This window comes from Proteus myxofaciens ATCC 19692, assembly GCF_001654855.1.
GTDB lineage: Bacteria > Pseudomonadota > Gammaproteobacteria > Enterobacterales > Enterobacteriaceae > Proteus > Proteus myxofaciens.
In genome coordinates, this window is the sequence record NZ_LXEN01000266.1 from 1 (window position 1) to 217 (window position 217).

Consider the following 217-nt stretch of genomic DNA (forward strand, 5'->3'; position numbering starts at 1 on the left):
GTGCGCTGATTTGGCATGCATATAACTTATTAAAATTATCGAAATGGTTATGGCTTGATAAATCGATATTGCCACCAGAAGGGCGAGGGGGCTGGGAACCTATCTTCTATGGTATTCGTCAAACACAGCAACGTAATCGCAAACGTCGTCGTGAATTAGGTGATTTAATTAAACGCTTTCGTAGTGGTGCTGAAAGTTTACCTGATGCCGTTGTAAT

At 41.5% G+C, this 217-nt stretch carries 1 protein-coding gene; it reads left to right on the plus strand.

The window, feature by feature from the left end:
* A partial coding sequence (locus M983_RS16855) for a phosphate regulon sensor protein PhoR (protein WP_157092006.1) occupies positions 1-217 on the plus strand: 217 nt, incomplete at both ends.